This is a genomic window from Halomonas sp. IOP_31, assembly GCF_021151495.1.
Lineage (GTDB): Bacteria > Pseudomonadota > Gammaproteobacteria > Pseudomonadales > Halomonadaceae > Modicisalibacter > Modicisalibacter zincidurans.
The window spans coordinates 1-25,414 of the sequence record NZ_JAIRBP010000040.1 but is presented as its reverse complement, the minus strand read 5'-3'; the positions used below and the strand labels follow the sequence as shown (position 1 = coordinate 25,414).

General features: G+C 65.7%; 21 protein-coding genes and 1 pseudogene. 11 read left to right on the top strand and 11 right to left on the bottom strand.

Going from position 1 to position 25,414, the window contains the following annotated elements:
- Positions 1-19 precede the first annotated feature (19 nt).
- Both ltrA (K7I12_RS15600) and glnA read right to left on the bottom strand, forming a co-directional pair.
- Positions 20-1,462, bottom strand: coding sequence for a group II intron reverse transcriptase/maturase (gene ltrA / locus K7I12_RS15600; protein ID WP_231664630.1), 1,443 nt, complete (start codon positions 1,460-1,462; stop codon positions 20-22).
- Between the two features lie 526 nt (positions 1,463-1,988).
- Positions 1,989-3,395 (bottom strand): glutamate--ammonia ligase, encoded by a 1,407-nt coding sequence (glnA, locus tag K7I12_RS15595; protein WP_031385216.1) that lies wholly within the window; start codon positions 3,393-3,395, stop codon positions 1,989-1,991.
- A 612-nt stretch (positions 3,396-4,007) separates the two neighbouring features.
- Between glnA and K7I12_RS15590 the strand changes: the two genes are divergently transcribed.
- From K7I12_RS15590 to typA, 3 genes are all read left to right on the top strand, one after another.
- Positions 4,008-4,571 (top strand): hypothetical protein, encoded by a 564-nt coding sequence (locus K7I12_RS15590; protein WP_150113134.1) that lies wholly within the window; start codon positions 4,008-4,010, stop codon positions 4,569-4,571.
- A gap of 114 nt (positions 4,572-4,685) precedes the next feature.
- On the top strand, positions 4,686-5,681 hold the full coding sequence (locus K7I12_RS15585; protein WP_031385214.1) for a polysaccharide deacetylase family protein: 996 nt from the start codon (positions 4,686-4,688) through the stop codon (positions 5,679-5,681).
- Positions 5,682-5,773: 92 nt separating this feature from the next.
- Positions 5,774-7,600: a translational GTPase TypA gene (gene typA, locus K7I12_RS15580; RefSeq protein WP_231664636.1), complete on the top strand. Its 1,827-nt coding sequence runs from the start codon at positions 5,774-5,776 to the stop codon at positions 7,598-7,600.
- Positions 7,601-7,659: 59 nt separating this feature from the next.
- Here typA and K7I12_RS15575 read toward each other — a convergent pair whose 3' ends face one another.
- Both K7I12_RS15575 and K7I12_RS15570 read right to left on the bottom strand, forming a co-directional pair.
- Positions 7,660-8,469, bottom strand: coding sequence for a DODA-type extradiol aromatic ring-opening family dioxygenase (locus K7I12_RS15575; protein WP_231664635.1), 810 nt, complete (start codon positions 8,467-8,469; stop codon positions 7,660-7,662).
- Positions 8,470-8,502: 33 nt separating this feature from the next.
- Positions 8,503-8,964, bottom strand: a complete 462-nt coding sequence (locus tag K7I12_RS15570) for a DoxX family protein (protein WP_331460598.1) — start codon at positions 8,962-8,964, stop codon at positions 8,503-8,505.
- A gap of 102 nt (positions 8,965-9,066) precedes the next feature.
- Here K7I12_RS15570 and K7I12_RS15565 point away from each other — a divergent pair.
- The 8 genes and pseudogenes from K7I12_RS15565 to K7I12_RS15530 all read left to right on the top strand — a co-directional run.
- Positions 9,067-9,264, top strand: a pseudogene (locus tag K7I12_RS15565) (helix-turn-helix domain-containing protein); the annotation flags it as partial.
- A 12-nt stretch (positions 9,265-9,276) separates the two neighbouring features.
- Positions 9,277-9,990, top strand: a complete 714-nt coding sequence (locus K7I12_RS15560) for a substrate binding domain-containing protein (RefSeq protein WP_231664637.1) — start codon at positions 9,277-9,279, stop codon at positions 9,988-9,990.
- Positions 9,991-10,193: 203 nt separating this feature from the next.
- Complete coding sequence (locus K7I12_RS15555) at positions 10,194-10,499, top strand: hypothetical protein (protein WP_231664634.1); 306 nt, start codon at positions 10,194-10,196, stop codon at positions 10,497-10,499.
- A 79-nt stretch (positions 10,500-10,578) separates the two neighbouring features.
- Entirely contained in the window at positions 10,579-10,782 is a 204-nt protein-coding gene (locus tag K7I12_RS15550) for a hypothetical protein (RefSeq protein WP_035575414.1), read from the top strand.
- A gap of 35 nt (positions 10,783-10,817) precedes the next feature.
- A complete protein-coding gene (locus K7I12_RS15545) occupies positions 10,818-10,994 on the top strand; it encodes a hypothetical protein (protein ID WP_201448212.1) in 177 nt (58 codons plus the stop codon).
- 193 nt (positions 10,995-11,187) lie between these two features.
- Positions 11,188-11,955, top strand: coding sequence for a trehalose-phosphatase (otsB, locus tag K7I12_RS15540; protein WP_051907573.1), 768 nt, complete (start codon positions 11,188-11,190; stop codon positions 11,953-11,955).
- On the top strand, positions 11,922-13,751 hold the full coding sequence (locus K7I12_RS15535) for a glycoside hydrolase family 15 protein (protein WP_231664633.1): 1,830 nt from the start codon (positions 11,922-11,924) through the stop codon (positions 13,749-13,751). The genes otsB and K7I12_RS15535 overlap by 34 nt, the downstream gene beginning before the upstream one ends.
- Complete coding sequence (locus tag K7I12_RS15530; RefSeq protein WP_031385206.1) at positions 13,748-15,139, top strand: alpha,alpha-trehalose-phosphate synthase (UDP-forming); 1,392 nt, start codon at positions 13,748-13,750, stop codon at positions 15,137-15,139. Before K7I12_RS15535 ends, K7I12_RS15530 begins: the two co-directional genes overlap by 4 nt.
- A 162-nt stretch (positions 15,140-15,301) precedes the next feature.
- Here K7I12_RS15530 and etfB read toward each other — a convergent pair whose 3' ends face one another.
- The 7 genes from etfB to ltrA (K7I12_RS15495) all read right to left on the bottom strand — a co-directional run bounded on the left by etfB (position 15,302) and on the right by ltrA (K7I12_RS15495) (position 24,948).
- Positions 15,302-16,111: an electron transfer flavoprotein subunit beta gene (gene etfB, locus K7I12_RS15525; RefSeq protein ID WP_031385205.1), complete on the bottom strand. Its 810-nt coding sequence runs from the start codon at positions 16,109-16,111 to the stop codon at positions 15,302-15,304.
- Positions 16,101-17,453, bottom strand: a complete 1,353-nt coding sequence (locus K7I12_RS15520) for an electron transfer flavoprotein subunit alpha/FixB family protein (protein WP_031385204.1) — start codon at positions 17,451-17,453, stop codon at positions 16,101-16,103. Before K7I12_RS15520 ends, etfB begins: the two co-directional genes overlap by 11 nt.
- Positions 17,450-19,471, bottom strand: coding sequence for a (Fe-S)-binding protein (locus K7I12_RS15515; protein ID WP_231664632.1), 2,022 nt, complete (start codon positions 19,469-19,471; stop codon positions 17,450-17,452). The genes K7I12_RS15520 and K7I12_RS15515 overlap by 4 nt, the downstream gene beginning before the upstream one ends.
- A gap of 105 nt (positions 19,472-19,576) precedes the next feature.
- Positions 19,577-21,649, bottom strand: a complete 2,073-nt coding sequence (gene dgcA / locus K7I12_RS15510) for a dimethylglycine demethylation protein DgcA (protein ID WP_231664631.1) — start codon at positions 21,647-21,649, stop codon at positions 19,577-19,579.
- Between the two features lie 16 nt (positions 21,650-21,665).
- Entirely contained in the window at positions 21,666-22,211 is a 546-nt protein-coding gene (locus tag K7I12_RS15505) for a 4-vinyl reductase (protein WP_031385201.1), read from the bottom strand.
- A gap of 156 nt (positions 22,212-22,367) precedes the next feature.
- Positions 22,368-23,345 carry a dipeptidase gene (locus K7I12_RS15500; protein WP_031385200.1) on the bottom strand — a complete coding sequence of 326 codons (978 nt, stop codon included), beginning with the start codon at positions 23,343-23,345 and terminating at the stop codon, positions 22,368-22,370.
- Positions 23,346-23,505: 160 nt separating this feature from the next.
- Positions 23,506-24,948 carry a group II intron reverse transcriptase/maturase gene (gene ltrA, locus K7I12_RS15495; protein ID WP_231664630.1) on the bottom strand — a complete coding sequence of 481 codons (1,443 nt, stop codon included), beginning with the start codon at positions 24,946-24,948 and terminating at the stop codon, positions 23,506-23,508.
- Positions 24,949-25,414 lie beyond the last annotated feature (466 nt).

The window sequence follows — 25,414 nt, the reverse complement described above, 5'->3', positions numbered from 1 at the left end:
AATCGGGTAGGGTCCGGGGTCACCCCCGGAGCCCTCCCACACCACCGGGCATACGGTTCCGTACCACGGCGGTTCGCGAAGAACGGCTGAGCCACCTTACCGTATCAAGTACCGAGATCAGGCCCAGACGGTCGAACCACTTCCGCGGTAGCGCCTGATTCATGTGCGAGGCACCGGCATTCCACCAAGGGCCTCGCCCATTTCCCGCTGACTTCCACGCCCGCTGGTCGTCCAGACCCAGCACCAGGAGCTTGCGGCGCCGGGCCCGTGGGCGTTTCCATTGCCGCCAGATCACGCAACGAAGCCGGCGACGTATCCAACCATCCAGCGCCTCCAGTGGGCGCTTTACGTCGACGAGGGAGAAGTAGTTGGCCCAGCCCCGCAGGACCGGGGTCAACTCTTCAATAACGCGCCGTATGTTGCGCCCCCTGCCGCGCTTGAGGATCTCGCGGACACGCTGCATCAGGCGCTGCAGGCTGGCCTTGGCCAGCGTCAGCTTCGGCAACCTGTGCCGAGTCAGCGTGTAGCCCAGATACCCCCGGTTCCACGGCCGGTCCACCGCACTCTTGTCGCGATTGACCGTGAGCCTGAGCGAATTCTCGAGAAAATCACTCAGGCTGGCCATGACGCGCTCACCCGCCCGCCGACTCCTGACATACACTTGCAGGTCGTCGGCGTAGCGGCAGAAGCGGTGACCGCGACGCTCCAGTTCCTTGTCCACGTCATCCAGCAGGATATTCGCCAACAGTGGGCTCAGCGGCCCACCCTGAGGCGTTCCCTGCCGGCGTGGCGCGGCCAGGCCGTCCTGGAACATCCCAGCTTCCAGATAGCGGCGGATCAGGCGCAGCACCCGCTTGTCGCGGACGCGGCGCGCGACCCGCGCCATCAGTAGGTCGTGGTTCACTCTGTCGAAGAAGGCCTTCAGGTCGAGATCGACCACCCAACGGTGGCCGGCAGCAACGTGGACCTTCATCGCCGAGACGGCCTGCTGGGCGCTGCGTCTGGGGCGGTAGCCGTAACTCGATGCGGAGAAACCCGGATCGAAGAGCGGCGTCAGCACCTGCAGCAGCGCCTGCTGGATCAGCCGGTCGGTGACCGTGGGAATGCCGAGCTGCCGCGTCCCGCCCTTGGGCTTGGGGATCTCGACGGCTCGGACCGGGCTGGGGTGGTACTCACCAGCCAGCAACCGCTCGCGCAGCGTTGGCCAGCATTCCTTCAGGTGGTCGGCCAACTGGTGCACCGTCATGCCATCGGCACCCGGCGCTCCTTTGTTGGCGACCACCTTGCGGTAAGCCCGCGCCATGTTGGCCTTCTCTACCACAGCCTCCATGAGCGGGGCGGGCTCCGCTTTCGTCCACGATGACGACGCCGGGACCGTCTCGACGCCCACCGGCTGGGACTCGGGGTGCCGCCCCTGCCCCTCTGGGTGGGGGGCGGTATCAGCGCCACTTTCTGCCTTCATGATCGGTCCTCGAGACGTCATCGCCTACTCGCGGTTCTTCATGTTCGGCCCTTGGTGCCGCGGTGAACCGGCACTTACTATGGCCTCTGCTGACGTCTGGTGGCCCATCCCGTCGCCTCTCGACGCCGGTAGCACCGTGGCAGACCACCAGACCTCCCAGGGTAAGACGCGCGACCTTCCCGCTTATGCCTGTCGGATTTACATCATGGCGTTCCGTGCAAGTACTGGGCTTTGATGATGCGTGCCATCTCACCCCGCCATGACGCCTCATATCCGCTTCCTGTTCGTCAGGCCAGCGTTTTGCCTCGGGCTGCCTTCAGATTCCCCCTCGCGGGAGACACCCTTGCCGTCGGCTAGTACTTCCCCTTGCCGGGCGTACAGGGGACTTTCACCCCCAAGTCATCCCGAGGCACCACCCTCGGGAACAGCGCCACTCAGGCGCTGCGCGCCATGCCTGGCGCACATGCAAAAAGGCCCGCCAGAAAGGCGGGCCTCGATGATCCGGCGATCGGTGTCGCTCGGCCGCTCAGCAGCTGTAGTAGAGATCGAACTCCACCGGGTGGGTGGTCATGCGCAGGCGCTCGACGTCCTCGCCCTTGAGCGCGATGTAGGCATCGATCGTGTCGTCGGTGAACACCCCGCCCTCGGTCAGGAACGCGCGGTCCTTGTCGAGCGCTTCCAGCGCCTGCTCCAGGCTGCTGGCCACGGTCGGCACCGACTTGCCCTCTTCCGGCGGCAGGTCGTACAGGTTCTTGTCCATCGCGTCGCCAGGATGGATCTTGTTTTTCACCCCGTCGATGCCGGCCATCAGCATCGCCGCGAACGCCAGGTACGGGTTGGCGGTAGGGTCGGGAAAGCGGCACTCGACGCGCTTGCCCTTGGGGCTGGCGGTGTACGGAATGCGGATCGATGCACTGCGGTTGCGCGCACTGTAGGCGAGCATGACCGGCGCCTCGAAGCCCGGCACCAACCGCTTGTAGGAGTTGGTCGAAGCGTTGGTGAAGGCGTTCAGCGCCCGCGCATGCTTGATGATGCCGCCGATGTAGTACAGCGCCGTCTCGGAGAGCCCGGCGTATTCGTCGCCGGCGAACTGGTTCTCGCCATTCTTCCAGAAGGAGGAGTGAACATGCATGCCGGAGCCGTTGTCGCCGACCAGCGGCTTGGGCATGAAGGTCGCGGTCTTGCCATAGGCATGGGCCACGTTATGGACCACGTACTTGAGTTCCTGGACCTCGTCGGCCTTCTTGACCAGGGTGTTGAACTTGACGCCGATCTCGTTCTGGCCGGCGTTGGCCACTTCGTGGTGATGCACTTCGACGCTCTGGCCGATCGCCTCGAGGGTGTTGCACATCGCGCTGCGTATGTCGTGGAAGCTATCCACCGGCGGGACCGGGAAGTAGCCGCCCTTGACCCGCGGACGGTGCGCCAGGTTGCCGCCTTCGATCTTGCGATCGGTCGACCAGGCGCCCTCCTCGGACGTGATCTTGTACATGGCGCCTTCGATGTCGGCCTTCCAGTGCACCTCGTCGAAGATGAAGAATTCCGGCTCGGGGCCGAAGAAGGCGGTATCGCCCAGGCCGGTGGAGCCCAGATAGGCTTCCGCGCGCTTGGCGATGGAGCGCGGATCGCGCTCGTAACCCTGCATGGTCGACGGTTCGATGATGTCGCAACGCAGCACCAGGGTCGCGTCTTCGGTGAACGGATCGAGGAAGCCGGTGCCGTCTTCGGGGCGCAGGATCATGTCGGATTCATTGATGCCCTTCCAGCCTTCGATGGAAGAGCCGTCGAACATCTGACCGTCCTCGAAGAACTCATCATCGACCGCACTGGCCGGAATCGTGACGTGTTGCTCCTTGCCCTTGGTGTCGGTAAAGCGCAGGTCGACCCACTTGACGTCGTGTTCTTCGATCAGGGCTAGAGTCTTCTCAGACATGGTGTCCTCCATAGATGAGCCATTGGCTTGCGTGTCCAGCGTCGTTTTAGCACGTCGGGGCGCGGATTGCCCATGCATGCCATTTCTGACAAAAACGAATGCAGAAGCCGTGCCAAAATGGCGCAACAACAATCGCGAATCCTGGCCAGACCAATGAATATAGTGAAGAAAGCGCCCCCGGACGAAGGCCTTTGAGGGCGCCCCGAATGGCCGATGTCGCATCATGGCGGTGCAGGGCTTCCGCCAATGCACCATGATTGAGCGCAAACCTCCTTTCATGCACCATTCCGGTTCACAGCGGCGACGCACAGACTGATCCGCCCGCCAGTTATCAGAAACGCGCCGCCGGGTTAAGCGCCTCAACCTTGCGCACTCGATGAAAACCAACCATGAGAGCTCACAAAATCAGCCAGCCGGCCAATTGAAACGTCTGGAAACTCAGAGCTACTCTTCTTTACATAACTATCGCAGTAGACAAGGGGAGAGAATAGAGACCTGCGAGACATTGGCAATTGCGATGAATTGGCAATAATGCGTTGCACATCGTGGCACCGGACGGCCTATGCAAGCGTCACGGTAACCGGGCCCTTCGGATTCCAGGTCACCAGGCTCATGAATACATACAGTGTGGTCATTGATTTTCGACGAGGCTACAGCCGCGCAGAACGCTGCCTGGCCGCCTTGGAAAAGCTGGCCGAGCGGCTCGATGGTGAGGTCGAACGCTGGTTCATCGTCGACCGCCCGCGTCTCTCCCTGGGCAAGCTGGCGGAGCGTTACGGTGCCCGGACCTTGACGTTGTCGGGCATGGCCCGCGGCGCGCGGCTCAATGCCGCCGCCAATTGCAGTCATGGCGACGTACTGGTGTTCATCGAGTCGCCCAGCGAGCTCTCGGACACCTGGCTGCACGAGATCGACCAGGCGCTGCGTCTCCAGGCCTGGGACGCGCTGGTTCTGGTCGCCGAGCGCCGGTCCGTCTCCGCCTGGCTCTCGCGCATCGGCCGGGCCCGACTCCATACCCAGGTATTCGCCGTACAGCGGGTCTGGTTCGAACGTCTCGGCGGCTTCGACCCTGAACTCGAAGGCCGAGCCGAGCGCGACCTGCTGGGCCGCCTGCAAGCCTGCCATGCCCGGGTGCTGCAATGCCGGCCCGAGGAGTGCCGACGATCGGTGAGTTAGTACTGGCGTGTGGTTGGCGGTAAAATGTCGGTTACTGGTATGTGCTGTGCCGGTGGGGCACAAGGAGTAAAGCAGCATGCTTGGTCGTAGCGCGTTAGCGGTTGGAGCCGGACGATGACCGGGCTGGCGCTGTCCCTGGCTCAGGATCTGGCGTACCGACTGCGCGGCCACTGGCGGCGCAGCCTGAGCGAGCCGCTATGGGGACGTAGCGCACTCATCGCCCTGCCGCGGGTATTGCCCGGCGAGGGCGAAGCCCGCCTGCCGCATCGCGCCCCCTGGTGCCTCGGCCCCGAGCGCTTCGAGCGGCTGCTGCTGACGCTCAGCGAGCTGTCGCGACTGGTCTGCCTGGATACCGCCCTCAAGCCCCACCACGACCCTCAGGCGTGCATCAGCCTGACTTTCGACGGCGGCTGGCGCGACACCCTCGACGTCGCCGCGCCGCTGCTCGAGCATTACGCGATCCCCGCCAGCATCTTCATCAATACCGGCTGGCTGCACCGGCCGCACGGCGCCTGGCGCGAGACCCTCGGCGAAGGCCTGTGGCAACGCCAGCATCCGACACGGATTCGCGATGCGCTGGGCGATGCCGGGCTGCCGTTGCCGCCCATGCCCCCCAAACACCCCGACACGGCCTACAGCCGGGCCCTGCTGGGCTACCTGCTGGAACTCGCCCAGCATGATCCATGCACCCTCGAGGCCATCGGCGACGCCCTGCACGGCGAGCTCGGCCAGCCTCGCCAAGGGCTCGATGCGTTCAGCGTTCGGCGGCTCGAAAGGGACGGGTTGATCCGCTTCGGCGCCCGCGGCGTCGGCATGCGTGCCCTCGAAACCCAGGACGACGACGCCATACGCTGGCAGGTGCGCCACTCGCGCCAGGCACTGGCCCGGCTGTGCCGCGAGCCGCTGGCGGCCTTCGCCTACCCGGACAGCCAGCCCTCGCCGCGCGTCCAGCAACTGGTCAATCGCTGCGGGGTCTCGCTGGCCCTGGCCGGTCAGGGCGGCTGGCTGGGCCGTCACGACAACCCCCTGGCGCTGCCGCGGATCGCCGTCAACCAGCATCTCGCCGGGAGCCCGGGACGCCTGTTCGATCATCTGCTGGGTCAGCTGTAAGCCCCGCCAGCGGCGAAGCACGGCTCACGAAGGTAGCAGTGGAAACGGCCTGACCCTATAATGCGGCCCTTATTTCCCTGCAGGATCCCGTCGTGATCGAGAAACTTCGCAACATAGCCATCATCGCTCACGTCGACCACGGCAAAACCACCCTGGTCGACAAGCTTCTGAGCCAGTCCGGCACCCTGGATCGTAAAGCCGAGGGCCAGGAGCGGATCATGGACTCCAACGACCAGGAAAAGGAACGCGGCATCACCATCCTGGCCAAGAACACGGCGATCCGCTGGCAGGCCCCCGACGAGCAGGTCTATCACATCAACATCGTCGACACCCCCGGGCACGCCGACTTCGGCGGCGAGGTCGAGCGCGTGATGTCGATGGTCGACTCCGTGCTGCTGCTGGTCGACGCCGTCGACGGCCCCATGCCGCAGACCCGCTTCGTCACCCAGAAGGCCTTCGACCAGGGCTTGAAGCCGATCGTCGTAGTCAACAAGATCGACCGCCCCGGCGCGCGCCCCGACTGGGTCATCGACCAGATCTTCGACCTGTTCGACAATCTCGGCGCCTCCGACGAGCAGCTCGACTTCCCGATCATCTACTGCTCGGCGCTCAACGGCATCGCCGGTCCCGAGCCGGACCAGCTGGCCGACGACATGGCGCCGATGTTCCAGTCCATCGTCGACATCGTCGAGCCGCCCAAGGTCGAACTCGATGGCCCCTTCCAGATGCAGATCTCGGCGCTCGACTACTCCAGCTACGTCGGCGTCATCGGGCTGGGCCGCATCAAGCGCGGCAGCGTCAAGCCCAACCAGCAGGTCAGCGTGATCACCAAGGAAGGCGCGACCCGCAAGGGCAAGATCGGCCAGGTGATGACCCACATGGGCCTCGAGCGGGTGCAGACCGAGCAGGCCGAAGCCGGCGACATCATCTGCATCACCGGCATCGAGGACCTGGCGATCTCCGACACGCTGTGCGACCCGGCTGCCGTCGAGGCGCTGCCGGCGCTGACCGTGGACGAACCCACCGTGTCGATGACCTTCCAGGTCAACGACTCGCCGTTCGCCGGCAAGGACGGCAAGTTCGTCACCAGCCGCAACATCAAGGATCGCCTCGAGCAGGAGCTGATCCACAACGTCGCGCTGCGCGTCGAGCAGGGCGAATCGCCCGAGAAGTTCAAGGTCTCCGGGCGCGGCGAGCTGCACCTTTCGGTACTCATCGAGAGCATGCGCCGCGAAGGCTTCGAGCTGGCCGTGGGTCGCCCCGAGGTGATCATCAAGGAGATCGACGGCGTCAGGCAGGAGCCGTACGAAGAGGTGATCATCGACTGCGAGGAGCAGCACCAGGGCGCGGTGATGGAGGAACTCGGCTATCGCAAGGGCGAGCTGACCAACATGAACCCCGACGGCAAGGGCCGCGTGCGCCTGGACTTCATCATCCCCGCGCGCGGGCTGATCGGTTTCCGCGGCCAGTTCCTGACCCTGACCTCCGGCACCGGCATCCTCACCAGCCGCTTCGATCATTATGGCCCGCTCAAGCCGGACGCCTCCATCGAGCGTCGCAACGGCGTGCTGGTGTCGATGGTCCCCGGCAAGGCGCTGGCCTATGCGCTCTACGCCCTGCAGGAGCGCGGCAAGCTGATCATCGACCATGGCACCGAGGTCTACGAAGGCATGCTGGTGGGCATCAACAACCGCGCCAGCGACATGGTGGTCAACCCGACCAAGGGCAAGAAGCTCGACAACATGCGCGCTTCGGGCAACGACGAGAATATCGTGCTGACCCCGCCGGTACGCTTCAGCCTCGAGCAGGCGATCGAATTCCTCGACGACGACGAGCTGGTCGAGATCACCCCCAACCATATTCGCCTGCGCAAGAAGCATCTCACCGAGAACGAGCGCAAGCGCGCCAGCAAGAAGTAAGCGCTCGAGCGCCCCCAGGCCCGTCCTGATCTCGCAGCGGCGACAGCAGAATGCCGCCGTTAACCGCCGAACATGAAGGCTGACTGGAGGCTGCCGAGCACCCGGTCCTGCAACACGTGCTGGCCGGCATCAACGCCGGCGGCACCCGCCACCACATGCAGGGGCAGCAAGTGCTCCTCGCGCGGATGCGCAGCACGACCACCGGGGGCCGCCGCCCAATCGCTCAACCGCTGCTCGCGCGCCGGCGCCGGCAAGGCCACCGTCTCGGCCAGCCATTCATCGAAGCGCACCGAATCCGGATCCAGCGTCGAGTCGTCGAAGCGAAAGCGGCGCATGTTGTGATAGCTCATGCCGCTGCCGACGATGAGCACGCCCTCACGGCGCAGCGGGGCGAGTGCCCGACCCATGGCCAGATGCTCCGCAGGCTCCAGTCCCTGCCTGAGCGAGAGCTGCACGATGGGCACGTCCGCCGCCGGATAGATCACTTTCATGGGAATGAACACCCCATGGTCCAGCCCCCGGGCAGACTCCGCCTCGCTGGTAAAGCCGGCACCGCCGAGCAGTGCCTGCACCCGCTCGGCGAGCGCAGGCGATCCGGGCACCGGATACGTCAACTCATAGGTGTGCGGCGGAAAGCCGCTGTAGTCGTACAAGAGCGGCGGCGCGCGCTGCGCATTCACCGTAAAGACCGGCGCCTCCCAGTGCCCCGATACCACTAGCACCGCCTTGGGCCGAGTGCCGATCCGTTCGGGCACGGCGCGCAGCCAATCTGCCATGCGCGACCAGGCATCGGCAGGCTCCCAGGTCATGAAAAAACAGGGACCGGCCCCGTGCGGAACGAACAGCGTGGGTAGAGCTTGCGTCGTCATGGATAGCATCCTCCGAAACGTTCTTAAGGTCGCTTAGAAGCGCAGGCCAAGGCGCCGGTCTAGCGAGTATTCGCCGCCGCCGCGCAGTACGATCGCCACTGCGAGGAGGAGCCACATGAGTGGATATTCGATACCGCCATCGGTCCAGAAGAAGCCGTTGGGGACATGGACGCTCAGCGCAACCGCCAAGAAGACGGCGACCACCGCAGCCACTGGTCGTGTCAGTAGGCCCAGCACCAGCGCAAGCCCGCCGAAAAACTCGATCAGCCCGGCGATCAGCGCGAACAGAATGCCGGGCTGCATGCCCAGCGTGTCCCCGAAGTAGGCGCCGGTGCCGGAGAGGCCGTAGCCACCGAACCAGCCAAAGAGCTTCTGCGCGCCGTGAGGCATGAGCAGCAGCCCCGTCGTCACCCGTATCAATGGATAAGCCAGCATGCCGAGCTTGTCCAGTGTGCCTGTGGCGGGCGTAGAGCGGTTCAGCATCGTAGTCGTCATCGTGTAGCTCCTCGATCAGTAAGGTTCGGTCACGTCGTGTTGGAACAGGGATGCAGAATGCGGTAGTTTCCCGATCTGTGTAAGACAACAAGATTGGAACTCATGGTTGACGAATCGGAAACTATCGGGGGCGCTCTTGAAGATCTACGCGCCTTCTGCGCAGTCGCAGAATTTGGCACCGTGTCGGCCGCGGCCCGTCAGCTCCGAGAGACCAAGGGCAGTATCAGTCGGCGGCTCTCGCGCCTGGAGCGGCGTCTGGGGGTCACACTATTGGCGCGCACCCCGCGGGCGGTCTCGCCAACCGAGGAAGGCATGGCTTTCCATGCCAAGGCCAGAGAAGCCTTGGCGTGGCTGGACGATGCGGTGGAAGGCGCGCGGCAATCGCAGGAAATGCCGCGCGGGCACCTGCGGGTGACTGCTCCCGTGGATCTCGGGATGGATGTCTTGCCCGAGCTTGTGGTGCGGTTTCGCGCCCGACATCGGCAGATCACGGTCGAACTCTTGGTGACCGACGCGCCACTCGATCTCGCCGTCAATCGAGTGGATATCGCGCTACGCGCCAGTGTGGGCGATTTGCCGGACATGGGGTACAGGGCCTCGGCGGTGGCGCAGTTCCGCATCGGTCTGTATGCCGCGCCGACTTACCTCGCGGCTCACGGAAACACTCCCGATGCGCCATCGGCGCTCGCCGCGCACGACTGGGTGGTCTCGCGAGAATTCGCGGGGGCCGCGCAACTCCGGCTGACCGACCGGCGGGGACGCTCCAACGAAGTCATCGCCCGCCCGGTCATTCGGACCAGCGACTATGCCAGCGTGCTGCGTCTGACACTGGCCGGGGGCGGGATTGGCCCCATTCCAGATCTGGTCGCCGCGAAGGCAGTGGCTTCAGGGGCTCTATCGCCGGTACTTCCAGAGTGGAATGTCTCGGAGGGAAAGCTCTATGCGATCAGTCTCAGCGGACGCGCGGCGCCGGCGCGCGTGCGGGTGTTTCGGGATTTCGTGCGGACGGAGCTGGGAGCCCTGTAGAAAGGTCTGGAAGCCCCTCTTGCACCGCCGCCCGCCGAGGTGTCGGATCGACCGTTCGGTATACGGCGGTGCATGGACAACGTGTAAACCCCTGCAGGTTGTTCGAGTCGACAACTGACGCCATGAGCGGGACGGGGTAGGCTTTTTCGTCTTCGCCGGGGGCGCGCTATCCTGACAGAGACACTCATCGACAGGAGAACGCCATGCACAAGCACGTCGACTGGGACAATCCCGGCTCCGGCAGCGTTGCCTCGCATTACGCCAAGGACCCCAACGAGTATGGCGAGCCCCATCCCGGCAGCATCGTCACCGCCCGCTACAAGGGCGCCAGCGTGCGCATTCGCGTCGAGGCCTATCGCGACGCGACCAGCATCGGCGACGTGGTCGCGCTGATCGATGCCGCCAGCGGCGAGCGGATGAACGCGCTGGGCGAGCTGTCGCTGGGCGATACCGTGCGGCTGCCCGACGACAAGCGCGCCTTCCAGACCGCCGCCGTGGACGACGACTGAGGAGCCCGGGCTGGCAAGCGGCTCGACGGCGTGTCTACGCTGACAGGGCCATTCACGACCGACGCCAAGGAGAGACGCGATGGCCGAATTGGGAACCTGCGCCTGCACGGGCTGCGAAAACGAGGTCACCAGCGACAATGCCGCGCTCAGCGAGGGCCAGGCGTTCTGTTGCACCGGCTGCGCCGCCGGTCATCCGGAAGGGCTACCCTGCGTCCACCCGGACTGCCCTTGTACCGAACTCAATCGCCCGCCGTCCGGCGAGCTGACTCGGGAAGGCTTTTAAGCCATCACGGCGACTTCATCACGGAGGATAAACAGATGCAGAAACAAGCCCGTATCGAACCGGTCTTCGACAGCAGCGACCTGAAAGAAACGATCACTGCCTGGGTGGTCATCGACGAAAGCCAGCCCGACAACGAGAACGTCGTCTCCGAACATGCCACTCAGGACGAGGCGCTGCGCGCCGCCGAGCGCTTCGAACAGGCCGAGCACTGAGCCGCACTACCCCCTTCCACCCGCTGCCTGCGAGACAGGGCGCGCCCGGGCAACACCGGCGTGTAGCCGGCGTTGCCAACCGACGCCCTGATTTGTCTATCATGAGCGGGGCTCACCTGGCGCCGGCTTGAGGCTCTCCAAGCAGGTACGCCGATGAACCCGACCATTGACAAAGACGAGTTCGCGCAGCCCCATGTCCACCTCGATGTATCTTTCTTCTTCGCAACTGCCGTTGCCGCGCCGCGACTGGGCGCTGTTTCTCGACTTCGACGGTACCCTGGTATCGCTTGCCGCCCATCCCGACGATGTCCGCGTATCGCCGCGTCTGAAGACGCTGCTCGGCAATCTCGAAAAGACCTTCGACGGCGCCGTGGCGGTGATCAGCGGGCGCTCGCTGGACCAGCTCGAAGACTTGCTCGCGCCGATTTCCCTGCCGATGGCGGGCATCCACGGGCTGGAATGGCGCGACGCCGACGGCACGCGCCACACGGCGGTCGACCAGCCCGCCCAGTTGGCCTCCTGCCGCGATGCCCTGGCGGCCTTCGTCGAGGCCCGTCCCGGCCTGTACTACGAGGACAAGAGCGTCTCGCTGACCCTGCACTACCGCGGCGCCCCGGAACTCGCCGAGGCGTGCCGCGCATTCTTCGAAGCCCAGCATCGGGCGCTGGGCGAAACCTTCGAGCTGGTGCCCGGCAAATGCGTGCTTGAATTGCGCCCCAGCGGCTACCACAAAGGCACTTCCGTTGCCCGGCTACTCGACGAAGCACCGGCCTTCCGGGGTCGCACGCCGGTGTTCATTGGCGACGACGTCACCGACGAGGACGCCTTTCGCATCGTCAACGCGCGTGGCGGGCATTCCGTGCGCGTCGGCAGCCGGGATGAGACTGTCGCAACCTGCTACCTTGAATCAGTACAGGAGGTACTGACATGGCTGGAGAGCCTGACAACGCAAGACCCTTGACCCCGTCCCAGGATACGGAACAAAACACCCTCGAACTCGGCCTGATCGGCAACTGCCAGATCGGCGCACTGATCGATTCCCGGGCCCGCATCGTCTGGTGCTGCCTGCCACGCTTCGACGCCGACCCGTTTTTCTCGCGGCTGATGGACACCCAGGATCGCGGCTACTTTTCGATCGAGCTGCAGGACCTGGCCGATACCCGGCAATACTATCAGCGCAATACCGCGATCCTGTGCACCGAACTCACCGACAAGTACGGCGGGCGCATCCGCATCAACGACTTCTGCCCGCGCTTTCGCCAGTTCGGCCGGGCCTTTCGTCCAGTGGCGCTGGTACGCCGCGTCGAGCACCTCGAAGGCACCCCGGTGATCCGCGTCAAGCTGCGCCCGACCAGCGAATACGGCGCCCATACGCCGCATACCACGCATGGCAGCCACCATATTCGCTATATCGGCCGCAACCGGGTCACCCGCCTGACCACCGACGCCTCGATCACCTACGTCCTGCAGGAATCGCCGATCGTGCTCGACGGCGAGCTCAACTTCCTGCTCGGCCCCGACGAAAGCGTCACCGAATCGGTGACCACCATGTGCCAGCGGTTCCATAGCGAGACCGCCACCTACTGGCAGGAATGGGTCCGCGGACTGGCGATTCCCTTCGACTGGCAGAATGCGGTGATCCGCGCGGCGACCACCCTCAAGCTGAGCACCTTCGAGGATACCGGCGCAGTGATCGCCGCGATGACCACCTCGGTGCCCGAGGCCGCCGACAGCCAGCGCAACTGGGACTACCGCTACTGCTGGCTGCGCGACGCCTACTTCGTGGTCCACGCGCTCAACCGGCTGGGCGCCACCGCCACCATGGAGAATTACCTCAACTACATCATCAACCTGGTGGTCGGCGCCGCCGAGCACGAACTGCAACCGCTCTACGGCATCGGCGGTGAAGCGCGGCTCGAGGAGTACGACGTCCCCGGGCTCGCCGGCTACCGCGGCATGGGTCCGGTACGCACCGGCAACGCCGCTTACGGCCAGGTCCAGCACGACGTCTACGGCGCCGTGGTGCTGGCGGCCAACCAGGCGTTCTTCGACGAGCGCCTGGCACGCCCCGGCGACGAGGCGCTGTTCCGCCGCCTCACGCTGCTCGGCGAACAGGCCGCACGGCTGTTCGACAAGCCCGACGCCGGCATCTGGGAATATCGCGGCCGCGCCCGCGTGCACACCTACTCGTCGATCATGTGCTGGGCGGCCTGCGACCGGCTGGCGCGCATCGCCGGCCAGCTCGAACTGCGCGAGGACTCGACCCGCTGGCGCCAGCAGGCCGACCGCATGCACGAGGTCATCTGCCACGAGGCCTGGAGCGAGTCGCGCCAGGCCTTCACCGAGAGCTTCGGTGGCGACACCATGGACGCCAGCCTGCTGCTGATGCACGAACTCGACTTCCTCCGCGCCGACGACCCGCGCTTCGCCTCCACGGTCCGCGCCATCGAGGCCGAACTGCGCCGCGGTGATCACCTGTTCCGCTATGCCGCCGCCGACGACTTCGGCCGCCCCGAGAACGCCTTCAACATCTGCACCTTCTGGTACATCGACGCGCTCTGGGCGATCGGCCGCCAGGACGAAGCGCGGCGCCTGTTCGAGAACATGCTCGCCTGCCGCAACCCTCAAGGGCTGCTCTCCGAGGACCTGGACACCGCCAATCACGAACTGTGGGGCAACTTCCCGCAGACCTACAGCATGGTCGGGTTGATCAACTCGGCATTACACCTCAGTCGTAGCTGGGAGGAGGCCGTATGACCCGTCTCGTCGTCATTTCCAACCGCGTATCCATCCCCGAATCCGGCAAGCCCCAGGCCGGTGGTCTGGCCGTGGCGATCACCGGCGCCCTCAACGAATACGGCGGGCTGTGGTTCGGCTGGGGCGGCAAGGTCAGCCAGTCGTCGACCAGCCGGCCCACCACCGTGCAGCACGACAACATCACCTATGCCACCCTGCCGCTGTCCAAGGAGGACTACGACGACTATTACCTCGGCTTCTCCAACGAAGTCGTCTGGCCGGTGTTCCACTTCAATCTCGGCGCCATGGACTTCCGGCTGAATTACGCCAAGGCCTACCAGCGCGTCAACGAGCGTTTCGCCAGCTCGCTGAGCACGTTGCTCGAGGGCGGCGAGCTGATCTGGGTCCACGACTATCATCTGCTGCCGCTGGGCAAGGCGTTGCGCGGGCAAGGCGTCAGCGACCCGATCGGCTTCTTCCTGCACATCCCGTTTCCCAGCTACGACCTGCTGCGCGCGCTGCCCGGCTATCGCGAGCTGCTCGACGACCTGCTGCATTACAACCTGCTCGGCTTCCAGACCGACAACGACCTGCACGCCTTCCGTCAGGCGGTGATCGAGACCTTCGACGCCGTGGTCTTCGGCGACACCATCGAATGCAACGGCAAGCAGGTGCGCACCGGCGTCTATCCGGTGGGCATCGACGTCGACGAGCTGGCCGGCGAGGCCGAACGTTCCTGCGCCAACGAGCAGGCCCGCCAGCTCAAGCAGGATCTCGGCGAGCGCGATCTGATCATCGGCGCCGACCGGCTCGACTACTCCAAGGGCCTGGTGCAGCGCTTCAATGCCTTCGAGGCGCTGCTCACCCACTTCAAGCATCGCCGCCAGCGGACGATGTTCATGCAGATCGCCAGCCCTTCGCGCAGCGCGATTCCCGAGTACGACGAGTTGCGCCGCCAGCTCGAGGAAATGGCCGGGCACATCAACGGCACCTACGCCGATCTCGACTGGGTACCGGTGCATTACCTCAACAAGACCTATCCCCGCGAAGCGCTGATCGGCCTGTTCCGCTCCGCCCGGGTCGGCCTGGTGACCCCGCTGCGCGACGGCATGAACCTGGTCTGCAAGGAATTCGTCGCCGCCCAGGACCCCGACGACCCCGGCGTGCTGGTACTCAGCGAGCTGGCCGGCGCCGCCCACGAATTGAGTGGCGCGCTGCTGGTCAACCCCTACGATGTGCACGCCATCGCCAGCGCCATCGAACAGGCGCTGAACATGCCGCTGGACGAGCGCCGCGAGCGCTACCAGCAGATGATCGGCATGCTCCGGCGCAACAGCCTGTTTGAATGGCGCCGGCGCTTCATGGAGCACCTGAGCCAGCAGCAGGCCGACGCCCAATCGAGCGCGTAATAACCGGGCCTCGCACGGCCGGCGCGTACAAAACGGCCTCGGCAGTCGTCCGAAGAACTACCCGCTATACTCAACTCAGCGAGCGGGACTCCTCGTTTCCGAGCCAACCGCCGCCATGGCACTCGAGATCGCGCTCTGCCTGCTGTAGTCGCCGGGCGGCTGTCAGCGCAGCACGCCCTCGTCCTTGAGCAGTGCGAATATCGCCTCGGCGCCCTGCTTCGGCGATACATCGCTGAGCAACTGGCCGCTGCCGCTGTCCGCCTTGGCCGCTGCCGCCTTGAAACGGTCACGGGCCGAGGTCGCCTTGACGATCTTGAGCCGCTTGGGTCGTTTACGCGCCGGCTGCACGTGCCACTGGGCTTGCAGCTCATCGGGCACGTCGGCGCAGGCGCGAGTGGCGAGCTCACCGCGGCGTGCCGGACCGAAGGCACTCTGGCGCGCGGCGGGCGCGCTGGCATCCACCGTCGCGATGGCCGGCAGCCGCACGCTCAGGCGACGACGCTTGCCACGTGGCAGTGCTTGCAGCACCGTCGCCATGCCCTGGTCGACGCTTTCCACCGCGGCAAGCCCACTGATCACCGGCCACCCCAGCGCCTCGGCCAGAAGATACGGCACCAGCCCCGAGCTCTCTCCGGTCTCGGCTCGCGTGCCCGTCAGCACCAGCTGCAGGGGCGTGTCTCGCAGCGCCTCGGCCAATGCCGGGACGACATCGGCATTCGGGGCCTGCTTGATCAGGTCGAGCCCGCCAAGCCCCATGCCGAGATAGCCGCGCAGGGCCTCCTGGTGGTCGGCGTCATTGCCGCCGGCATGGATCAGGCGAACGGCGGCGTCACTCAATGACAGCGCCATTTCCACTGCGCGGGCATCCTGGTCGGCACGCCGCGTACGCGCCGTCAGCGGGTGACGGCCGACCGACACCAGCACGGCGACATCGAGCATGGCGTGATTCGACGACGTGGGATTACGCGGCATCGCGATTCTCCTGCTGTTGCTCCCGCTGCTGTTCACGATAGCGCTCGACGCGGGCTACCAGCGCGGCGAGAATCTCGCCGGCATCGCCGATCACGGAGAGATCGGCGCGCTTGACCATGTCGCAGCCTGGGTTGAGGTTGATGGCAACGACCTTGTCGCAGCTCTGGATGCCCTGCAGATGCTGAATGGCGCCCGAGATGCCCACCGCCACGTAGACTCGCGCGGAAACCCAGGTGCCGGTCGCGCCGACCTGCCGGTCCCTCGCCATGAACCCGTCATCGACCGCAACCCGCGACGCCCCCTCGGTCGCGCCGAGCACCCGCGCGGCGTGATGGTAGCCATCCCAGTCCTTGACGCCATTACCGGCGGACAGGATGAATTCCGCCTCGGCCAACGCCACGCTGGCCGGATCGACGGCGACCTCGCCCAGATCCTCGAGGCGTGCCAGTACCTCGGGCAGTGCCTGAGCGAGCGCGACCGGCTGAGCGGCATGGCGCGTCTCGCTGACCGGTTCGGCGCACTCGGCCAGCGCCAGCACCACGCGAGGCAGCGCGCGCAGGATATCGCTGTTGCCCGCGGCACCACGCGCCGTGCAGCGCCATCCAGTTTCGCCGGCGGTATCCGCCTCGACCTGCCAGACCTGCGCCGCCGGGCGCTCACCCAGCCGCACGGCCAGCCGCCGGCCCAGATCGCCCCCGCCGAGCGGTGAATCGGGCAGCAGCCAGTAGCGGGGCGCCAGTTCGCGCTCGACTGCCTGCAGCGCAGCAATGCGCGCTTCGGGCAGATACCCGGCGCGGCTGTCTATCGGCAACCGCAACAGGCGGTCGACACCGGCCTCGCCAAAGACGGAGGTTTCATGCGCGCCGTTGCCCTCGCCTTGCGCTTTAAGCTCGCCGCTGCCCTCGCCTTGCTGACGTTCTCCGAAGACGATGGCCAGCACCGCCCCGGGCGCGTCCGGGTCAGCATCGGCCAGTTGCCTCGCCAGCCCCAGCAGGTCACGATCGTGCGCGGAGAGACGGCCGCCGGGCATGTCGGGCACCACGGCGACCAGGAAGGCGGGGGATTCGATGTCGACGCGGCGACGCGCGTCCCCGGGCTGAGCCTGGCGGCGTGCGGATTGGCTGGCGGCCTGCTGCGCGCCGCTGCGATCGATGCGCTTGAGACCATTGGGACCGATGAACCCCACGGCATGCGGATCGCGCCGCGTCAGCCCGTTGGGACCCATCCATTCGCTGGGCGAGACGTCGCCGTTCATCTCCGCAAGCACCGCGAGATGCTCGGGATGCAGGCGGTTGCGGGCGATCCACTCCTTGCGCGGATCGCGACGGACAAGCTCGCTCATGGCGCCACCTCCTCGGCATTGCGGCGGGTCTTGTCGGAGGATTCGCCTGGCGCGGCGTTCTCGACCAACGCATCGGCCACCAGCTCGGCGATATCCTTGATCTCGGCTTTCGTTGGAGCGCCTGGCGACGTGCTGTCAGGCGCCACTACCCCTTCGAGCATCGCCGTGCATTGCGGGCACCCCACGGCGACCAATTCGGCGCCGGTCTCGCGCACGTCGTTCATGCGCATGTCGGGAATCCGCTGCTTGCCGGGAATGTCGGTGATCGGCGCCCCGCCGCCGCCGCCGCAGCAGCGCGAGCGATAGCCGGAGCGGGCCATTTCCTTGACCTCGATACCGAGTGCCTTGAGTACCTCGCGGGGCGCCTCGTACTCGCCGTTGTAGCGCCCCAGATAGCAGGGGTCGTGATAGGTGACGGTACCGCCCCTCCAGGCCTTCAGGGACAGCTTGCCGTTCTCGAGCAGGTGGTTGAGATAGGTGCTGTGATGGAAGACCACGTAGTTCCCTCCCAACTCACCGTACTCATTCTTGAGCACATGAAAACTGTGCGGATCGCAGGTGACGATCTGTGCGAAACGATACTGCGCCAGGGTGGCGATGTTGCGCCTGGCCAGCGCCTGGAACGTCGCCTCGTCGCCCAGCCGACGCGCCACGTCGCCGCTGTCGCGCTCATCAACGCCAAGCACGGCGAAATCGACCCGGGCGGCACGCAATACCGATACCAGCGCGCGCAGCGTTCGCTGGTTGCGCATGTCGAAGACGCCGTCGCCCAGCCACAACAGCACCTCGGCTTCGCGCTTGTCGGCCATCAGCGGCAGGTCGAGATCCGCCGCCCAATGCAGCCGCGAGCCGGGATCGAAGCCGCCGGGGTTGTCGGTGGCGATCAGGTTGTCGAGCACCTCGGCGCCCTTGTTGGGGGTATTGCCGTGCTCGAGGGTCAAAAAGCGCCGCATGTCGACGATGGCATCGACATGCTCGATCATCATCGGACACTCCTCGACGCAGGCGCGGCAGGTGGTGCACGACCACAGCGTCTCGGCATCGACCAGCGTCGTTCCTTCACGCGCCACGATCGGCCCGTGGGGCGTGCCGGCATGCTCACCCACCGGCTTGCTCCCGCCGTCGGGTGAAGGGTACGGCGAACCTGCGTAATGGGCGTCGCTGCCACCGGCCATGCCGACGACCATGTCCTGAATCAGTTTCTTGGGGTTGAGCGGCTGCCCGGCGGCGAACGCCGGGCATGCCGCCTCGCAACGTCCGCACTGCACGCAGGCGTCGAAACCCAGCAGTTGGTTCCAGGTGAAGTCGGCCGGCGTCTCGACGCCCAGCTTCGCCGCGGGGTCTTCCAGGCGCAGCGCCTTGAGCCCGGTGGAGCGTCCTGCGCCGCCGCGTTTGTCCGAAAAGCGCTCGGGGCGGCGATGAAAGGCCAGGTGAAGCGCGCCGGCAAAGGCGTGCTTCATCGGCCCGCCCCAGGCCATGCCGAAAACCAGCTCGGCCAGCCCCCAGGCCACCACGCCGGCAAGCACCAGCGCCAGCACCCAACTGCCGAGGTCTTCCGGCAGCATGCCGGCCGTGGGCAAGGTGACCAGGAATACGCCCAGCGAGAAGGCGATCAGGCTCTTGGGCAGACGCATCCAAGGTCCCTTCGACAGCCGCGGCGGCGGATTGCGGCGCCGCCTGGCGACGAACAGGCTGCCGACGAACATGCAGACCGTGGCACCGAGCAATGCCCAGGCCAGGATCGCGCTTTCCAGGCCAAAGCCGTGCACGACGATGGCCAGCACGGCGGCCAGCACGAAGCCGCCGGCGGTGGCGACGTGGGTGTTGGACATCGCCTTGTCGCGCGCGACGACATGGTGCAGATCGACCAGGTAACGCCTCGGCATTGCCGCCAGGCCCCGCATGAGCGGCACCGGCGAAGGCCGCCCCTGACGCCACAGGCGAACGCGGCGTACGGCGCCGATCGCCGCCAGCGCCAGGGCGGCAAAGATCAGTATCGGCAGGAGAGTATCGAGCATATTAGCCACCTCGGTTTCCGGGCTGCGAGCTTCGAGCCACGGGCTTCGAGACGCTTGATGGCTCGTCGCTCGCTACTCGAAGCTCGGCTCTGGCGCGCAGCGTCTTCAGAAGTCTTTGCATAACCGCAGGGCGTCATAGATCGCCGCATGGGTATTGCGCGGTGCGGTGCAGTCGCCCAGGCGGAACAACAGAAACCCTTCGCCGCTCTCGGACAGGCACGGCTGCGGCTGAATCGCGTAGAGCGCCTCGAGATCGGTCTGCCCCTTGTTGCGCGACTCGGCCTTGAGCGCGTAGTACAGCGACTCGTCGGGGCGCACGCCGTTCTCGACGACGACCTGGTCGACGACGCGCTCCTCCTGGGCCCCGGTGTACTCGTTCTCGAGCACCGCCACCAGCGAGCCGCCCTCGCGATACACCCTGTGCAGCGCCAGGTCGGAGGTCATGATCACCTCCTTCTCGTAGAGGCTGCGGTAATAGGTCGGGAAGGTGGTGCCGCCGACCGCCGCGCCGGGCTTGATGTCATCGGTGACGATCTCGACCTTGGCCCCCTTGTCGGCCAGGTAGTCGGCCGCCGACACGCCGGCGAACTCGCAGATGGTGTCGTAGATGAGTACGTTGTTGCCCGGCTCCACGGCACCGCTGAGAATGTCCCAGGTGCTGACCACCAGGCTCTCCTCGCGCGACGCCGCGTAGCCCCATTCCGGCACCTGCGACAGAAACGGCTGCCCGCCGGTGGCGAGGATCACGATATCCGGGCGCAGGTCCTTGAGCGTCGCCTCGTCGGCGCGAGTGCCCAGGCGCAGGTCGACGCCGAGGCGCGTCAGTTCGAGCTGGTACCAGCGGGTAATCCCGGCGATCTGGTCGCGCTGCGGGGCCTTCGAGGCCAGGGTGATCTGCCCGCCGAGCTGCTCGGCCGCTTCGAACAGCGTGACGTCGTGGCCGCGCTCGGCGCTGACGCGGGCCGCCTCCATCCCGCCGGGGCCGCCGCCGACCACCACCACCTTGCGCCTGGAGCCTTCGCTCTTGTCGATGATGTGCGGCACGCCCAGGTACTCGCGCGAGGTCGCGGCATTCTGGATGCACAGCACGTCGAGCCCCTGGTACTGGCGGTCGATGCAGTAGTTGGCGCCCACGCACTGCTTGATCTGATCGACCTGGCCCAGCTTGATCTTGGCGATGAAGTGCGGGTCGGCGATATGCGCGCGGGTCATGCCCACCAGGTCGACGTAACCGCCCTCGAGGATGCGGCTTGCCTGGTTGGGGTCCTTGATGTTCTGGGCATGAATCACCGGCACGCTGACCACGTCCTTGATCCCCGCCGCCAGGTGCAGGAACGGCTCGGGCGGATAGGCCATGTTGGGAATCACGTTGGCCAGCGTATTGTGGGTGTCGCAGCCCGAGCCGACCACGCCGAAGAAATCGACCATCCCGGTGGCGTCGTAGTAGGCGGCGACCTGCTTCATGTCGTCGTGGGTCAGGCCGTCCGGGTGGAATTCGTCGCCGCAAATGCGCATGCCGACCACGAAATCGTCGCCGACCTCGGCGCGCACCGCCTTGAGCACCTCCATGCCGAAGCGCATGCGCCCCTCGAAGCTGCCGCCCCATTCGTCGGTCCGCTTGTTGACCCGCGGGCTCCAGAACTGGTCGATCAGATGCTGGTGCACGGCGGACAGCTCGACACCGTCCAGACCGCCCTCCTTGGCGCGGCGTGCGGCCTGGGCGAAGTCTTTGATGATGCGCCAGATCTCCTCTTCCTCGATGGTCTTGCAGGTTGAGCGGTGGACCGGCTCGCGGATGCCCGACGGCGACAGCAAGGTCGACCAGTTGAAGCCATCCCAGCGCGAGCGGCGGCCCATGTGGGTGATCTGGATCATGATCTTGCCGCCGTGCTTGTGTACCGCATCGGCAAGATTCTGAAAATGCGGAATGATGCGATCGGTGGACAGGTTGACCGAACTCCACCAGGCCTGCGGGCTGTCGATGGAGACGATCGACGAGCCGCCGCAGATGCACAGGCCACAGCCGCCCTTGGCCTTCTCTTCGTAATACTTGACGTAGCGCTCGGTGGTCATCCCGCCGTCGGTGGCATAGACCTCGGCATGGGCGGTGCTGACCACGCGGTTGCGGATGGTCGTCTTGCCGATCTGGATCGGCTGAAATAGGGCTTCGAATGCCATGGCGCTCCCTCCTTTATCAGCCCGGCTGGCCGGTCAGCGGTCGAACGTCGAAAATGCCCGCGTCGCAGCCCGGCTCGGCGGCGCTTTGCACCTGCTCGGCGACGGTGCGCAACTCGCTGTCCCGGGCGCTGAGGATCTGATCCATGGCACCGGCGAACCAGCCGGTGAACATGTACTCGACCTTTCTGCCGACCTTGCCGAGCTGATAGACGAAGGCGCTGTGTTCCAGGCGCACCCGCGCCGTACCCGCCTCCAGGTCGATCCGTTCGGTGATGAACCGGCCCCAGCCACGCTGCGACAGCCGCGTCATGTAGTGCTCGAAGACCTCGACGCCGCTCAGGCCGTGCAGCTCGGCCTCCTTCTCGCACCAGTGCCAGGCGCTCTTGTAGCCGGCGTGATAGAGGATCTCGGCGTACTTTTCGGCACCCAGCGCCTCCTCCACGGCGAGATGATTGTTGATGAAGAAATGACGCGGTACGTAGAGCATCGGCAGTGCATCGGTGGTCCACACGCCGGTTTCCGAATCCACGTCGATGGGCAGTTCGGGGGCCAGTTTGGTCACGGTAGTCACTCGCTAAATTGTTGTTGGCTTCGGGCTTCGGGCTTCGGGCTTCGGGCTTCGGGCTTCGGGCTTCGGGCTTCGGGCTTCGGGCTTCGGGCTTCGGGCTTCGGTAGCAGTCTTGCTCGTAGCCCGTAGCCCGTAGCTCGCAGCTCGCTGTCAGGCGCCCCAGACATCCTTCAGGACACGCACCCAGTTTTCCCCCATGATCTTGCGCACCTGACTCTCGGAAAGCCCGCGCCTGAGCAGCGCCTCGGTCAGGTTGGGGAATTCACCGATGGTGCGGATGCCTTTCGGGTTGACGATCGTGCCGAAGTTGGTCAGGCGCCGGGCGTAGCCCTTGTCGTGGGTCAGCCACTCGAAGAACCCCTGGTCATGCCCTTGAGTGAAGTCGGTGCCGATGCCGATGGCATCTTCGCCGACGATGTTCATCACGTACTCGATCGCCTCGCAGTAGTCGTCGATGGTGGCGTCGACCCCGGCGCGCAGGAAGGGCGTGAACATGGTCACGCCGACGAAGCCGCCATGCTCGGCAATGAACTTGAGTTCTGCGTCGGACTTGTTGCGCGGATGCTCCTTGAGCCCCGAGGGCAGGCAATGCGAGTAGCAGACCGGCTTTTGCGATTCGAGGATGACCTCCTCGGAGGTCCTGGCGCCGACATGCGACAGGTCGCACATGATGCCGACGCGGTTCATCTCGGCGACGATCTCGCGACCGAAGCCGGACAGCCCGCCGTCGCGTTCGTAGCAGCCGGTGCCGACCAGGTTCTGGGTGTTGTAGCACAGCTGCACGATGCCCACGCCGAGCTGCTTGAAGACCTCGACGTAGCCGATCTGGTCCTCGAAGGCATGGGCGTTCTGGAAGCCGTAGATGATGCCGGTCTTGCCTTCTTCCTTGGCGCGGGTGATGTCGGCGGCGGTGCGTACCGGGCGCACCAGTTCGCTGCACTCGGCCATCAGCGCATTGGACGCGACGATGTTGTCGACCGTGGCCTGGAAGCCCTCCCACACCGACACGGTACAGTTGGCCGCGGTCAGGCCGCCCCGACGCATGTCCTCGAGCAGGTCGCGGTTCCATTTGGCGATGATCAGGCCATCGATGACGATCGCATCATCGTGCAGTTCGGCGGGGGTCATGGCGACGCTCCAGGCGGTGTCTTATGCGGAGAGCATAGCCCTGCCTCGCTACCGGTCGGCGCTTGGAAGCGACGGTGAAAATTTCAAAAACGTCATTGTTGCGTGAACACGACGATCCTGTAGCCATTGCAGGGGCGAGCTGATCGGGTAGGGTCCGGGGTCACCCCCGGAGCCCTCCCACACCACCGGGCATACGGTTCCGTACCACGGCGGTTCGCGAAGAACGGCTGAGCCACCTTACCGTATCAAGTACCGAGATCAGGCCCAGACGGTCGAACCACTTCCGCGGTAGCGCCTGATTCATGTGCGAGGCACCGGCATTCCACCAAGGGCCTCGCCCATTTCCCGCTGACTTCCACGCCCGCTGGTCGTCCAGACCCAGCACCAGGAGCTTGCGGCGCCGGGCCCGTGGGCGTTTCCATTGCCGCCAGATCACGCAACGAAGCCGGCGACGTATCCAACCATCCAGCGCCTCCAGTGGGCGCTTTACGTCGACGAGGGAGAAGTAGTTGGCCCAGCCCCGCAGGACCGGGGTCAACTCTTCAATAACGCGCCGTATGTTGCGCCCCCTGCCGCGCTTGAGGATCTCGCGGACACGCTGCATCAGGCGCTGCAGGCTGGCCTTGGCCAGCGTCAGCTTCGGCAACCTGTGCCGAGTCAGCGTGTAGCCCAGATACCCCCGGTTCCACGGCCGGTCCACCGCACTCTTGTCGCGATTGACCGTGAGCCTGAGCGAATTCTCGAGAAAATCACTCAGGCTGGCCATGACGCGCTCACCCGCCCGCCGACTCCTGACATACACTTGCAGGTCGTCGGCGTAGCGGCAGAAGCGGTGACCGCGACGCTCCAGTTCCTTGTCCACGTCATCCAGCAGGATATTCGCCAACAGTGGGCTCAGCGGCCCACCCTGAGGCGTTCCCTGCCGGCGTGGCGCGGCCAGGCCGTCCTGGAACATCCCAGCTTCCAGATAGCGGCGGATCAGGCGCAGCACCCGCTTGTCGCGGACGCGGCGCGCGACCCGCGCCATCAGTAGGTCGTGGTTCACTCTGTCGAAGAAGGCCTTCAGGTCGAGATCGACCACCCAACGGTGGCCGGCAGCAACGTGGACCTTCATCGCCGAGACGGCCTGCTGGGCGCTGCGTCTGGGGCGGTAGCCGTAACTCGATGCGGAGAAACCCGGATCGAAGAGCGGCGTCAGCACCTGCAGCAGCGCCTGCTGGATCAGCCGGTCGGTGACCGTGGGAATGCCGAGCTGCCGCGTCCCGCCCTTGGGCTTGGGGATCTCGACGGCTCGGACCGGGCTGGGGTGGTACTCACCAGCCAGCAACCGCTCGCGCAGCGTTGGCCAGCATTCCTTCAGGTGGTCGGCCAACTGGTGCACCGTCATGCCATCGGCACCCGGCGCTCCTTTGTTGGCGACCACCTTGCGGTAAGCCCGCGCCATGTTGGCCTTCTCTACCACAGCCTCCATGAGCGGGGCGGGCTCCGCTTTCGTCCACGATGACGACGCCGGGACCGTCTCGACGCCCACCGGCTGGGACTCGGGGTGCCGCCCCTGCCCCTCTGGGTGGGGGGCGGTATCAGCGCCACTTTCTGCCTTCATGATCGGTCCTCGAGACGTCATCGCCTACTCGCGGTTCTTCATGTTCGGCCCTTGGTGCCGCGGTGAACCGGCACTTACTATGGCCTCTGCTGACGTCTGGTGGCCCATCCCGTCGCCTCTCGACGCCGGTAGCACCGTGGCAGACCACCAGACCTCCCAGGGTAAGACGCGCGACCTTCCCGCTTATGCCTGTCGGATTTACATCATGGCGTTCCGTGCAAGTACTGGGCTTTGATGATGCGTGCCATCTCACCCCGCCATGACGCCTCATATCCGCTTCCTGTTCGTCAGGCCAGCGTTTTGCCTCGGGCTGCCTTCAGATTCCCCCTCGCGGGAGACACCCTTGCCGTCGGCTAGTACTTCCCCTTGCCGGGCGTACAGGGGACTTTCACCCCCAAGTCATCCCGAGGCACCACCCTCGGGAACAGCGCCACTCAGGCGCTGCGCGCCATGCCTGGCGCACACG